At 62.0% G+C, this 12,800-nt stretch carries 10 protein-coding genes; all 10 read right to left on the bottom strand.

All coding sequences use genetic code 11. From position 1 onward, the window contains the following. Positions 1-318: 318 nt before the first annotated feature. The gene (locus LXM96_RS03240; protein ID WP_239996904.1) at positions 319-1,062 is read right to left on the bottom strand and encodes an EAL domain-containing protein; all 744 of its coding nucleotides are present in this window, start codon (positions 1,060-1,062) and stop codon (positions 319-321) included. 58 nt (positions 1,063-1,120) lie between these two features. Then, positions 1,121-2,503 carry a GH1 family beta-glucosidase gene (locus tag LXM96_RS03245; protein ID WP_239996905.1) on the bottom strand — a complete coding sequence of 461 codons (1,383 nt, stop codon included), beginning with the start codon at positions 2,501-2,503 and terminating at the stop codon, positions 1,121-1,123. A 153-nt stretch (positions 2,504-2,656) separates the two neighbouring features. Then, positions 2,657-3,829 (bottom strand): Gfo/Idh/MocA family protein, encoded by a 1,173-nt coding sequence (locus LXM96_RS03250; RefSeq protein ID WP_239996906.1) that lies wholly within the window; start codon positions 3,827-3,829, stop codon positions 2,657-2,659. Between the two features lie 12 nt (positions 3,830-3,841). Further along, positions 3,842-4,894 (bottom strand): sugar phosphate isomerase/epimerase family protein, encoded by a 1,053-nt coding sequence (locus LXM96_RS03255; RefSeq protein WP_239996907.1) that lies wholly within the window; start codon positions 4,892-4,894, stop codon positions 3,842-3,844. A 79-nt stretch (positions 4,895-4,973) separates the two neighbouring features. After that, positions 4,974-5,939: a substrate-binding domain-containing protein gene (locus tag LXM96_RS03260; RefSeq protein ID WP_239996908.1), complete on the bottom strand. Its 966-nt coding sequence runs from the start codon at positions 5,937-5,939 to the stop codon at positions 4,974-4,976. A gap of 66 nt (positions 5,940-6,005) precedes the next feature. Then, positions 6,006-7,004, bottom strand: coding sequence for an ABC transporter permease (locus tag LXM96_RS03265; RefSeq protein ID WP_239996909.1), 999 nt, complete (start codon positions 7,002-7,004; stop codon positions 6,006-6,008). A 4-nt stretch (positions 7,005-7,008) separates the two neighbouring features. Beyond that, positions 7,009-8,550: a sugar ABC transporter ATP-binding protein gene (locus LXM96_RS03270; protein ID WP_239996910.1), complete on the bottom strand. Its 1,542-nt coding sequence runs from the start codon at positions 8,548-8,550 to the stop codon at positions 7,009-7,011. A gap of 331 nt (positions 8,551-8,881) precedes the next feature. Continuing rightward, the gene (gene xylA, locus LXM96_RS03275; RefSeq protein ID WP_239996911.1) at positions 8,882-10,192 is read right to left on the bottom strand and encodes a xylose isomerase; all 1,311 of its coding nucleotides are present in this window, start codon (positions 10,190-10,192) and stop codon (positions 8,882-8,884) included. A 31-nt stretch (positions 10,193-10,223) separates the two neighbouring features. Beyond that, positions 10,224-11,678, bottom strand: a complete 1,455-nt coding sequence (xylB, locus tag LXM96_RS03280; protein ID WP_239996912.1) for a xylulokinase — start codon at positions 11,676-11,678, stop codon at positions 10,224-10,226. A gap of 20 nt (positions 11,679-11,698) precedes the next feature. After that, entirely contained in the window at positions 11,699-12,724 is a 1,026-nt protein-coding gene (locus tag LXM96_RS03285) for a LacI family DNA-binding transcriptional regulator (protein ID WP_239996913.1), read from the bottom strand. Positions 12,725-12,800 lie beyond the last annotated feature (76 nt).

The following is a 12,800-nucleotide window of genomic DNA, read 5'->3' on the forward strand; positions in this document are numbered from 1 at the left end:
ACCTTGGGAGGCGGCATGGCTCATCGGGAGCCTCCGGAGGAGGCGTCACAGGGACTGTGAGGGTGGTTCATGGACTTCTCTATTGGTGAATGCCGCCGCAGCGGCAAAGACGAGGGTGAACCGATGCATCAGCTCCGTATACACATTCGGACGGTTGAGCGTCCCTCTAGCATCTTTGCTTTCACCTTATCAAATCCGTCGCGGGGATGCGCTTTCGGCCCCCACGCAAAGCTTATGGCACTACAGCACCGCGGGTGCCGAGGCTGAATTTTCCATCATTCGCTCGGTCAGGGAAAAATATCCCCATCTTGGATGGATCTATGCTGCGGCGTCCAGCACCGGCGGCGAGAAAGCCTCGAACGCCGGACGACCTAGAAGATAGCCTTGCATCAATGTGACCCCCATGTCCCGCAGCACCGACATTTCCGGAGCGGTTTCGATTCCCTCGCAGACAGCCGTTACCCCGAGATCCGCCAGCATCGCCAAGGTATGCTTCACTGCGACCCGCTTGGCGTGCTCCGTATCGATACCGCGGATCAGGTCCATGTCCAGCTTGACGATGTCGGGCTGGAACTTTGCGAGCAAGTTGAGGCCGGAATGACCCGCGCCAAAGTCGTCGATCGCGGTTCTGAAGCCCATCCCCTTGTAGGTCCGCAGGATGTTGAGCAGATGATTGGTGTCCACCTTCTCGCTTTCGGTGAACTCGAAGATGATGCGGTTCAGCGGAAAGGCCACGCGCGATGCGGTTGCCAGCGTCACCCGAATGCAGGCCCGCGGCTCGTAGACCGCATTGGGCATGAAGTTGATGGAGAGGCCGGCCTGCGAATCCTGTCTCAGGCTGGCCGCCAGCTCGATTGCCTTTTGGCGGCAGCGCTGGTCGAAGGCATAGCGGTTGGCATCAGTGACCGCGGAAAGAACGGTGCCCGCGCCTTCACCGTTGATTCCTCGAACGAGGGCTTCATAGGCGAATACCTCTCCGCTTCCCACGTCGACGATCGGCTGGAAAGCCATGGAAAAAGGAAGTTCAAATCCCTCGCCGTCTCTGCAACCTGCACAGGTCATTCCGTCAACCCCCGTTGAACAAGGCGTGCAGGCTACAGGAGACCGGTTAAAAGGTCGTCTATTTGAGCGGAGGTCGGTGGTTGCCGCGCGGAAACTCCGAGGCCAGTTCCCGATACCACTTGCCGCTTTTCTTGATGGTGCGCACCTGCGTCTCGTAATCGACGTGCACGAGGCCGAAGCGCATCTGGTAGCCCTTTGCCCATTCAAAGTTGTCCATCAGGCTCCAGGCGAAGTAGCCGCGGAGGGGAAAGCCGTCAGCGATCAGATCTGCGCATACCGAAAGGTGGTTGGCGTAGTAGTCAAGCCGGGGCTGGTCATCCACCTCGCCATCAGCGCCGACGCCCATGTTGTAGGCAGCGCCGTTCTCGGTGATGTACATCTCGGGGAGGTCGTAGCGGCGGTAGAGGTCTCCGACGAGCAGCTTCAGCGCCGGCGCATAGATCTCCCAACCGATGTCGGTCTTTTCGTCGCTTTTCGGAGGCGCGTCCTTCGTCCAGGGGAAGTCACCGCTTCGCGCCGCATCATCGGCCACCCGCATTGGGGTGTAGTAGTTGAGGCCCCACCAATCGAGCTTGCCGCTGATCGTCGCGAGATCGCCCTCCTCGATCTTTGGCATGCGGTCCCCCAACGCTTCGAGAAGCGCCGGCGGGTATTCTCCCTTGAACACGGGACCGAAGAAGGCACCGTTGTGGAAATCGAAGGCTCGCTCGGCGGCGGATCTATCCTCAGCGCTTTCCGAGCCGGCAATGACGGAATGCGCGTTGAGCACCAGCCCGACGGGCACATTCGGGCTGACCTCGCGGATGGCTTCGACGCCGAGGCCATGGGCGAGGTTGGTGTAGTGCATGGCGTGAAGGGCTGCTTCCATGTTGCGCTCGCCCGGCGCGTGTTCGCCGTACAGATGGCTGAGCCAGACGGAGCACCAGGGCTCATTGAACGTAGCGACGGCATCCAGCCGGTCGCCGAGCCGAGATATCACGACCTTGGCATAGCGCTGGAAGGCATAGGCCGTGGAGCGGGCCGTCCAGCCTCCATCGCCCATCAAGGCAAGCGGCAGGTCCCAGTGGTAGAGCGTCGCGAAGGTCTTGATGCCCCGCGCCTTGCAGCCGTCGACCAGCCGGTCGTAGAAATCGAGGCCCTTCTCGTTCACCCGCCCGACCCCTTCGGGAATGATCCGCGGCCAGGCGATGGAGAAGCGATAGGCGGAGACGCCCATCGTCTTGATCAGGTCGAGATCCTCGTCCAGCCGATGATAATGGTCGCAGGCGACATCGCCGTTGTGACGGCCATAGACGCGGCCGGGCATGTTGGAGAAGGCGTCCCAGATGGAAGGCTTGCGGCCGTCCTCCTTCGTCGCTCCTTCGATCTGGAAGGAGGCGGTGGCAACGCCGAAGATGAAGTCGGCGGGAAAGCGGGCTGCAAGGGTCTTGGGATCAGTCATGGGAGCCTCGTCGCTCAACAGACACTGGGCTATTGGCGGCGGTTTAGTGAAGGCAGGCGCTGATGTATAGGCACAAACTGCAACGTTGTAGAAACTTCACGAAAGCGCTGCAGACACGGTAACGGGGGACGGTAACGTCCCCCGTTGTGATTTCTACAGCTTCACCCAGGCGCCGTTCTTCTTCGAGGAGGCCACGCAGGCTTCCACGAAGGCGACGCCTTTCACGCCGTCGTCGACGGTCGGGTAGATAACGTCCTTGTCGACCTTTGCACCGTTCTTGGCGGCGTTGATCGCACGCGCCGCCTCCGTGTAGATGGTCGCGAAGGCCTCGAGATAGCCTTCCGGGTGACCCGACGGGATACGGCTGACGCGGCCAGCCGCAGCACCGGCGCCAGCGCCATTGCGGGTGATCAAACGCTTCGGCTCACCGAAGGGCGTGAACCACAGGTAGTTCGGGTCCGCCTGCACCCATTCGATGCCACCCTTTGTGCCATAAACGCGGATCTTCAATCCGTTCTCATGGCCCGGCGCCACCTGGCTGCACCACAACATGCCCTTGGCACCGCCCTCGAAGCGCATCATGACATGGGCGTTGTCATCGAGCCGCCGACCTTCGACGAAGCTGTCGAGGTCGGCCGCAAGGCTTTCCAGCGTCAGACCGGTGATGAAGCAGGCAAGGTTGTAGGCATGGGTCCCGATATCGCCGGTCGAACCGCCGGCACCCGATTGCGCCGGATCCGTACGCCAGACCGCCTGCTTGGCGCCGGTCTGCTCGACCGCCTCCGTCAGCCAGTCCTGCGGATACTCCACCTGCACGATGCGCAACGTGCCGAGATCGCCGTTCTGGACCATCTCGCGTGCCTGCCGCACCATCGGATAGCCGGTGTAGTTGTGGGTCAGGATGAACAGAGCATCGCTTTCGTCCGCCACCTTCTTCAGCTTCTTGGCATCCGAAAGGTTCGACGTCAGGGGCTTGTCGCAAATGACATGGATGCCGCGGCGCAGGAACTCCTTGGCGGCCTCGTAGTGGACGTGGTTCGGTGTCACGATCGAGACCGCCTCGATGCCGTTCTTCAGCCGTGCCTCGCGGATCGCCATCTCCTTGTAGGAGCCGTAGGTGCGAGCCGGATCGAGCCCGAGATCGCGGCCCGACTGCATCGCCTTTTCGGGAGTCGAGGAGAGCGCGCCGGCCACCAGCTCGAACTGGTCGTCGAGGCGCGCCGCCATGCGGTGGACGGCGCCGATGAAGGCCCCTGCTCCGCCGCCCACCATGCCGAGGCGAATGCGCGGCTCGCGCGCCTGTTCGTCCTTGCCTTCGATAGCCATAGAGATTTCTCCTTACAGTCCCAACATCCGGCGATTGGCGGCTTCGTCCGTTCCGCCGGCGGCGAAATCGTCGAAGGCCTTTTCCGTCACATGGATAATATGGTGCCTGACGAACTCGGCGCCTTCACGCGCGCCGTCTTCGGAATTCTTCAGCGCGCATTCCCACTCCACGACCGCCCAGCCGTCGAAGTCGTTGGCGGTGAGCTTGGAGAAAACAGCGCCGAAATCGACCTGACCATCGCCCAGCGAACGGAAGCGGCCGGCACGCTGCACCCAGCCTTGATAACCGCCATAGACGCCTTGGCGACCGGTCGGATTGAACTCCGCGTCCTTGACGTGGAACATCTTGATCCGGTCCTTGTAGATGTCGATGTTGTCCAGGTAGTCGAGGCACTGCAGCACGTAGTGCGACGGATCGTAGAGCATGTTGGCTCGGCTGTGGTTCTTCACCCGCTCCAGGAACATCTCGAAGGTGACGCCGTCATGCAGGTCCTCGCCGGGATGGATCTCGTAGCAGACATCGACGCCGCAGCTATCTGCATGGTCGAGGATAGGCGTCCAGCGGCGCGCCAGTTCGTCGAAAGCGGTCTCAACGAGGCCAGCTGGACGCTGCGGCCAGGGGTAAATGTAGGGCCAGGCAAGCGCGCCGGAGAAGGTCGCATGCGCCTTGATGCCGAGGTTCTTGGACGCCGACAGCGCCATCTTCACCTGCTCGACGGCCCATTCCTGGCGCGCCTTCGGATTGCCGCGCACTTCCGGCGCCGCAAAACCGTCAAAGGCTTCGTCATAGGCCGGATGGACAGCGACAAGCTGACCCTGCAGGTGGGTGGAAAGCTCAGTGACCTCGATGCCGTTCTGGCGCGCGACGCCTGCGAACTCGTCGCAGTAGTCCTTGGATTCAGCAGCCTTTTTCAGATCGATCAGCTGTGCGGCCCAGGTCGGCACCTGTACGCCGATATAGCCCTTCTCCGCCGCCCATTTGGTGATCCCGTCCCAGGAGTTGAACGGCGCTTCGTCGCCCGCGAACTGGCCGAGAAAGATGGCCGGTCCCTTGATCGTCTTCATGAGCTTGCTCCTTCGATGGTCTCTGTGTGTGGCGGACATGAAAAAGCGCGCGCGAGGGATCGCGCGCGCTCGTCGATGATCAGAACGGGGAGTCGGGGAAGTAGAACTGCTCGGCGTTGTCCTTGGTGACGAGCGTCGCATCAAGGATGTACTCGCCGCTCACCGGAACCTGGTCATAAAGGCCATCTGCCGTCAGCTGCATAGCGGTAGCGATCATCGCCGGCGGATAGAGCACGTCGACCGGCACCATCTTGTCGCCGTCCATGACGCGCTTGACCATGTCCTTGGAACCGGCCCCGCCGACGACATACTGGATGTCCGTGCGGCCGGCCTGTTCGATCGCTTCCAGAACGCCGACGACCATGTCATCGTCCTGAGCCCAGATCACGTCGATCTCCGGGTACTTTGTCAGGTAGTCCTGCGTCACGCGGAACGCGTCGTCGCGGTTCCAGTTGCCGTACTGACGCTCCAGGATCTCGACATTGGAGCCTTCGATGCCCTGGTCAAAGCCGTCCTGGCGCTGCTGGTCGATCGGGATCGGAAGACCGCGAATGACGGCGACCTTCGCGTCAGGCGTTGTCTTGGCGATGTACTCGCCAGCGACACGGCCGAGGGCTGGGTTGTTGCCGGCAACATACAGGTCGCGCACGCCGTTATCGTTGTTGGACGGGGCCCGGTCGACGAGGGCAACGAAGGTGCCGGCGTCCTTGACCTGCTGGATGGCGTTGACGAGCGGATCTGGGTCGGTCGGCAGGATCACCAGCGCATCGATACCCTGAACGGCAAGGTCCTGCACGGCATTCGCCTGCGTTGCCGGATCCGGCGACGTCTTGACGATGACGTTGAGGCCCGGGTGCTCTTCCATCAGGAGCTTGGCCACGCGCTCGGCGTGGTAGACGACGCCAGCGGTCCAGCCGTGGTCGGCTGCCGGAATCGACACGCCGATGGTGACCTTCTTCTCTTCCTGTGCCCAGCCAAGGCTGGGACCGATGGCAACCGACGCCGCAAGTGCTGCAACGGCAAGGCCGAATGTTCTTCTACGCATGTTTTTCTCTCCCAAGTTCGGGTCTTGTCGTCCGCCCGGGCGCGACCCTTGACGCCCGGGCGGTTCTCATGACCGTCGTGACAGCGAACGCTGCACGAGCATGGCGATGATGATGATGGCACCCTGGATGGCGCCGATAAGGTATTCGCTGACGAAGTTCGACAGGATCATGATGTTGCCGACGATCTCCAGGATGAAGGCGCCGCAGAGCGTACCCCAGATGCGCCCGACGCCACCGCGCAGGGCCGTTCCGCCGACGACCACGGCCGTGATCGCCTGCAGCTCCCACAGGATGCCAGTGGTGGCCGACGTCGACCCAAGGCGCGGCACGTAGAGCAGAACGGCAATGGCAACGCAAAGCCCTTGAACCACATAGGCGATGGTGCGCACACGCTTGACCGAGATGCCAGAATAGCGGGCGACATCCTCGTTCGAGCCGACCGCAATCAGGTGACGGCCGTAGCGCGTGCGGTAGAGCACGAAGGCGGCGATGGCGGCGGTGACGAAGATCACGATGATCGGCACCGGGACGCCCAGGACCTCGCCGAAGTAAACGGGGCGGTAGAGCGATTGAAGCTCGCGGTCCCGCAGCGTGATCGCACCGCCCTGCGATAGCCAGGTGGTAAGACCGCGATAGATGCCCATGGTGCCGAGCGTGGCGATGAAAGGTTCGATCTGGCCAACCGTAGTGATGAGGCCATTGAACAGGCCGCAGGCGGCGCCGATCAACACCGCCACCACCATGCCGGTGATCAGCAGCAGCAGCGGATCAGCGATTACCCCGGAATTCAGGAACAGGATCATCAGGCTGGCCACGAAAGCGACCATGGCGCCGACGGACAGATCCAGCCCGCCCGACGAAATGACATAGGTTGCCCCAAGCGCAATGATGGCGATGAAGGCGCTGCGGGTGATGACGTTGGAGAGATTGGCGACGGAGATGAAATTATCGTTGGCGAGCGCACCCAGCACAAGCAGCAGGGCGAGCGCCACGAAGGGCGCCACCGCTCTCAGGTCCCAGTCGCGCGACGTTTTTGCTTTCGTTTCGGTTGCAGCAGTGCTCATGGCTTCAGGCTGCCTCCCCGGTCTTCACGCCGGTGGCAAGCACCACGATTTCGTTCTCGTTCATGTGTTCCCCCGTGACTCCGCCGACAATCTCGCCCGACCGCATGACAAGGATGCGGTCGCAGATGCCGATCAACTCCGGCATCTCGGATGAAACGACGATGATCGAGCGCCCCTCTTCCGCCAGCCGGGCGATAAACTTATAGATCTGTTCCTTAGTGCCGATATCGATGCCGCGCGTCGGTTCGTCGATGATGACGATCGAAGGATCGAGCAACATCATCTTGGCGATCAGCAGCTTCTGCTGGTTGCCACCCGACAGCTGGCCCGCCAGAAGATCCTTGCGCCCGGTGCGGATGTCGAATTCGGTGATGGCCTCGTTGAGCGCGGCATCCTCCTTTTTGCGATCGATCTGCCCGCCGCGCAGGAACTTGCCAATCGATGCAAGCGTCAGGTTCGTCGCAAGATCCTTGAGCAGCAGCAGGCCCTTGCCCTTGCGGTCTTCGGACAGATAAGCGATCCCGGCCTTCAGGCTCGCCTGTGCATCGGCAAAGGTGACGTCACTGCCGTTGTGGCGGACGGAGCCATGGCCGCGCCTCAGCCCCACTACGCCTTCCATCAATTCAGTGCGACCGGCGCCGACAAGACCGGCAAAGCCAAGGATCTCGCCTTTGCGCAGTTCGAAGCTCGCGTTGCGTGCATAGCCGGGAACGGTGAAGTCCTTGACCTCCAGCACCGTCTCCCGGGCCTGGCCGGTGGCATGGCGGTCCGGGTAAAGCTTGGTCACGTCGCGGCCCACCATCAGGCGCGCCATGTCCGCGGGCTCCAGTTCCGCGACGTTATGGCTGGCGACAACATGCCCGTCACGCAGCACGGTGACGCGGTCGGCGATCTCCTTCACCTCCGGCAGGCGGTGGGAAATGTAGAGCACGCCGACGCCCTTGGCGCGGATATCGGTGATGACCTTGAGCAGGGCGTCCGTCTCGAACGGCGTGAGCGAGGCGGTCGGCTCGTCGAAGATGACGATCCGGTGGGGCACGAGCAGCACGCGGGCGATCTGCACCAGCTGGCGCTGCGCGATCGAGAGGCTGCGAACCACCGTCTTGGGATCGATATCGGCGCCAAGATCGTGAAGCGCATTGGCAGCACCTTCGTTCATGGCCTTGTCGTCGACGGAGATGCCCTTCGGCAGTTCGCGACCGAGGTAGATGTTCTGCGCGACGGTGAGGTCAGGAGCGAGCAAGATCTCCTGATGAACGAGGACGATGCCGCGATGCTCCGCGTCAACGGGACCGGAAAACTGCACCGGCTGCCCATCGATACGGATTTCGCCGCGCGTGGGAGCGTGGTTGCCGGCGAGGATCTTCATCAGCGTCGACTTGCCAGCGCCGTTCTCGCCAATGATGGCATGCACCTCGCCCGGCAGTACCGCCAGGCCGACATTGTGCAGGACCTCGACGGGACCAAAACTCTTCGAGAGGCCGCGGGCCTCAAGAACTGCAGCCGCCGCGTCGCCAGATGCTGTGTCGGAAGCAGTGCCAATCATCGACAACCACCTGTCGCCGAATCCAATGAAGCCGTTGAAGCCATGCCTGCGCCAAGGACGCAGGTCTCCTTTACCTGTGATCGATGCACCTGAACTTCCTCCCGATTTCAGGCTAAACAAGTTTCTGAGGTACGTAAAGCAGCTTGCGTAGCGAAAAAGACCTCTTTGCAGTGGCCAGGCATCATTGCTGCTCAGGTTCTAGGAGCTAAACTCCTTGATCCTTTGCGGACGGCTGGTAGCACCGGAGGCAAGCCGACGGCTCGGCATAGCTCGACGATGGAAATCAAAACCAGGGCGCCTCTGCACCCCGGTTCCGGTCTGCAAAGCAACCTCAGACGTAGCGGTTGACCACGTTTTCCAGGTATTCCTGGCGTCCCGAGCGGGGCTCCGGATTGATGTTGTCGCGCTCGACGCGGGCGGTGATGTCCTCCAGCGTGTATTCGCCACGCAGCATCTTCTGCGCCTCGGCGCTGTCCCAGCCGGCATAACGTTCCGCAAGCGGCTTCGAAAGAGCCCCGTCCTCTATCATCTTCGCCGCAGCCTTCAGGCCACGGGCGCAGCAATCCATGCCGCCGATGTGGCCGTGCAGCAGGTCTTCCGGATCGAGCGACTGGCGGCGCAGCTTGGCGTCAAAGTTGGTGCCGCCCGTCGTGAAGCCACCGTTCTGCAGCACCTGGTAGTAGGCCAGCGCCATTTCCGGCACATTGTTGGGGAACTGGTCGGTATCCCAGCCGGACTGGTAATCGTTGCGGTTCATGTCGATGGAGCCAAGGATGCCGAGCGCACCGGCAAGCGCCAATTCGTGCTCGAACGTGTGTCCGGCCAGGATCGCGTGGCCCTGCTCGATGTTCATCTTCACCTCGTTCTCGAGGCCGTACTTCTTCAGGAAGCCGTAGACCGTGCCGACATCATAGTCGTACTGGTGCTTCGTCGGCTCCTGCGGCTTCGGCTCCACCAGAATCGTGCCCTTGAAGCCGATCTTGTGCTTGTACTCGACGACCATGGTGAGCATGCGCGCCATCTGGTCGAGTTCGCGCGAGAGGTCGGTATTCAGCAGGGTCTCGTAGCCCTCGCGACCGCCCCAAAGAACGTAGTTTTCCCCGCCGAGCTTCATGGTTGCGTCCATGCAGGTCTTGATGGTGGCGGCCGAAAACGCAAACACGTCCGGATCGGGATTGGTCGATGCACCGGACATGAAGCGGCGGTGCGAGAACAGGTTCGCCGTGCCCCACAGCAGCTTGACGCCCGTCTCCTGCTGCTTCTGCGCAAAATAATCGACGATCTCGTTCAGGTTCTTCGTGTTCTCGGCGAAGGAATTTCCCTCAGGCCGCACGTCCGCGTCATGAAAGCAATAGTAGGGCGCGCCGATCAAGCTGAACATCTCGAAGGCCACATCCGCCTTGAGCTTGGCCTTACCCATGTCGTCCCCGTACCAGGGCCGGTCGAAGGTGCGTCCACCGAAGGGATCGCCGCCCTCCCAGGCAAATGTGTGCCAATAGGCGATTGCAAACCGCAGATGGTCCTCCATACGCTTCCCGGCCACGATTTCATCCGGGTTGTAGTAGCGGAAGGCGAGCGGATTGGTGCTCTCCGGCCCTTCGTACTTGATCTTCTGGATGTCTCCGAAAAAGCCTGTGCTCATTGTGGTTCCTCCTGGAATGACGGATCTGATCTTAGTAGTTGATGGATTGAATTGCCGGGTAGGCTGCTCGGTAGCGGCCATAGGCAGTTTCGTAAGCCTGTGAGAGGGATGATACCGGTTCTATCGTCGCCTCCGTTTCAGGTGCCGTACATACGGAAACGGGATCCGCGCCGGTGGCGGCAATCAGCCCCAACCGCGCCGCACCGAAGGCCGCCCCAAAATCGCCATCAGCCGGAATATCCACAGGAACCCCAAGCGCCGTGGCTATGGAGGCAAGCCAATAACGCGAGCGCGAGCCGCCGCCGATGGCGGTGACGCGGGAGATCGAGGTGCCGGCGGATCTGAGAGCCTCCAGATTGTCGCGGATGGCGAAGGTGACGCCCTCCATCACCGCCTGCGTCAGTACAGCCCGGCTCGACTCGTGGCCGAGGCCGATAAAGGCGCCGCGGATCTGCGCGTCATTGTGCGGTGTCCGCTCGCCGGAAAGGTAGGGAAGGAAGGTGACGCCGGTTGGCGCCTTCAACTCCTCGCCGAGTTCGCCGGTCAGTTCGGCAGCGGATTTGCCGGTGACATGTGCATGCCAGTTCAGCGCATCGGTCGCCGACAGGATGACGCCCATCTGGTGCCAGGTGTTCGGCAGCGCATGGCAGAAGGCATGCACGGCGCTTTCCGGCTTCGGCAGATAGGAACCATTGGCGGCAAAGAGAACCCCAGAGGTGCCGAGCGAGACGAAGGCATGGCCTTCGGCGACGGTGCCCATGCCACAGGCGGAGGCTGCATTGTCGCCAGCACCGCCGGCAACGACGACGCCGCCTCCCATGCCCCATTTGGACGACAACTCTTTGCGAAGCGCCCCGCCTTGTTCCGTGCCCTCCACGAGCGACGGCATCTGGCTCTCGGAGAGATCCGTTGCGGCCAGAAGCTCCGACGACCATTTCCGGGCTCCGGTATCAAGCCAGGAAGTACCGGCCGAGTCCGACATTTCGGAGATATGTTCGCCGGTCAGCCACAGACGCAGATAATCTTTTGGCAGCAGCACCTTGGCCACCTTGGCGAAGATCTCCGGTTCGTTGTTCTTGACCCAGACGAGCTTGGGGGCGGTGAAACCGGGGAAGACGATGTTGCCGGTGATGGCGCGAAAGCGCGGATCGGCATCGAGCTCTGCCGCCTCTTTGAACGAGCGGGTGTCGTTCCACAGGATGCAGGGCCGCAGCGCCTTGTCCTCACCGTCGATGAGGGTTGCTCCGTGCATGTGGCCCGACAGCCCGATGCCCTTTACCGCCGCCATCTCCGTTGGAAACCTCTGGCCGAGCGTCCCCACGGCCTCTTCCGTCGCCCTGATCCAGTGCGCCGGATCCTGCTCCGACCAGCCCGGACGGGAACGCGAGACATCGAGGGCACCGCTGGCCGAACCGATGATCTGCTGATCGCCGTCGATTAGCATGGCCTTCACGCCTGAGGTTCCGAGGTCGAGACCGAGATACATGGTAATCCTTCCTTCCGCCCTCAGGGCAGGTTGTCCTTCAAGAAGATATCGATACGGATACGCTCTTGGGCGGCCAGCACTGGCAGCCCATCCGCCTTGGCCTTCAAGACGCGGATGGCGCTACGGACCTCGTGACCGGCATCCTGGTTGAGCACCGCGTCGATCGTACCATCGACGAGCGCCTCACGCGTAGAAGTAGTCAATTCATGGGCGATCACGACCGGCCTTGTCTCCGCTGCCAAATCGCGTAGTGCACGGATGAGACCGCGGTTGCCGGCGCCGAGACTATAGATGCCGTTCAATCCGACATGACGGCGTAACGCCTCCCGTACCATCGCTTCCGCGACGCCCGCGTCGTCACGCGCTTCCATCACCGGCAGGATCGCCACCTGCGGAAAATCCTCCGACAGCACCGACAAAAACCCCTCGAGGCGCTCTCGGTGGTCGCGCACCATCATCGACCCTGCCAGCACCCCCACCCGATCGTCCACCTTGCTGAGGAAGCGGCCCATGAGGTTTCCTGCCGTACGACCGGCGGCGATATTGTCGATACCAGCATAGTGATGGCGGCTAGAAGCGCCCAGGTCGGAAACAAGTGTCACGATGGCGATGCCAGCATCGGCAAGCCGTTCCACGCACGCGCGCACACGCGGCTCGTCTATGGCCACGAGCGCAACGCCATCCGGCTTATCCGCCATTACGGCCTCAAGCGCCGCTACCAGCGCGCCGGCGTCAAAGGCAGGAACTTCAATGATGTCCATGTGGGTTCGCTCAGCCGCCGAACGACCGATCGCCGCCTCCACCTCGCGCTTCAAGCCGATCATGAAGGAATTGTCGTTTACCGGAAGAACGAAAGAAAACCTGTAGGTACGCCCCTTGGCCAGATTGGCCGCGGCAAGATCGCGGACGTAGCCGAGGGAAGCGATGGCCTCCTCGACCTTCTGGCGCGTAATCCCACGCACACCCGCCCGACCGTTCAGCACGCGGTCCACCGTCGCGAGACTGACGCCCGCGTGACGCGCGATGTCGTGAACCGTCGGCTTCATGAATCCTCCCCGGTTCGTGGTAGCGGAATTTTTGAGGTACGTAAATCAAAAATAGTGATTGGTGGATAGGGGAGGT

This window comes from Rhizobium halophilum (assembly GCF_021648825.1).
Lineage (GTDB): Bacteria > Pseudomonadota > Alphaproteobacteria > Rhizobiales > Rhizobiaceae > Neorhizobium > Neorhizobium halophilum.

Excerpts from the sequence above, each read along its gene's own strand:
- LXM96_RS03240 (WP_239996904.1), bottom strand. The coding sequence starts at position 1,062 with ATGACCTGTGCAGGTTGCAGAGACGGCGAGGGATTTGAACTTCCTTTT.
- LXM96_RS03245 (WP_239996905.1), bottom strand. The coding sequence starts at position 2,503 with ATGACTGATCCCAAGACCCTTGCAGCCCGCTTTCCCGCCGACTTCATC.
- LXM96_RS03250 (WP_239996906.1), bottom strand. The coding sequence starts at position 3,829 with ATGGCTATCGAAGGCAAGGACGAACAGGCGCGCGAGCCGCGCATTCGC.
- LXM96_RS03255 (WP_239996907.1), bottom strand. The coding sequence starts at position 4,894 with ATGAAGACGATCAAGGGACCGGCCATCTTTCTCGGCCAGTTCGCGGGC.
- LXM96_RS03260 (WP_239996908.1), bottom strand. The coding sequence starts at position 5,939 with ATGCGTAGAAGAACATTCGGCCTTGCCGTTGCAGCACTTGCGGCGTCG.
- LXM96_RS03265 (WP_239996909.1), bottom strand. The coding sequence starts at position 7,004 with ATGAGCACTGCTGCAACCGAAACGAAAGCAAAAACGTCGCGCGACTGG.
- LXM96_RS03270 (WP_239996910.1), bottom strand. The coding sequence starts at position 8,550 with ATGATTGGCACTGCTTCCGACACAGCATCTGGCGACGCGGCGGCTGCA.
- xylA (WP_239996911.1), bottom strand. The coding sequence starts at position 10,192 with ATGAGCACAGGCTTTTTCGGAGACATCCAGAAGATCAAGTACGAAGGG.
- xylB (WP_239996912.1), bottom strand. The coding sequence starts at position 11,678 with ATGTATCTCGGTCTCGACCTCGGAACCTCAGGCGTGAAGGCCATGCTA.
- LXM96_RS03285 (WP_239996913.1), bottom strand. The coding sequence starts at position 12,724 with ATGAAGCCGACGGTTCACGACATCGCGCGTCACGCGGGCGTCAGTCTC.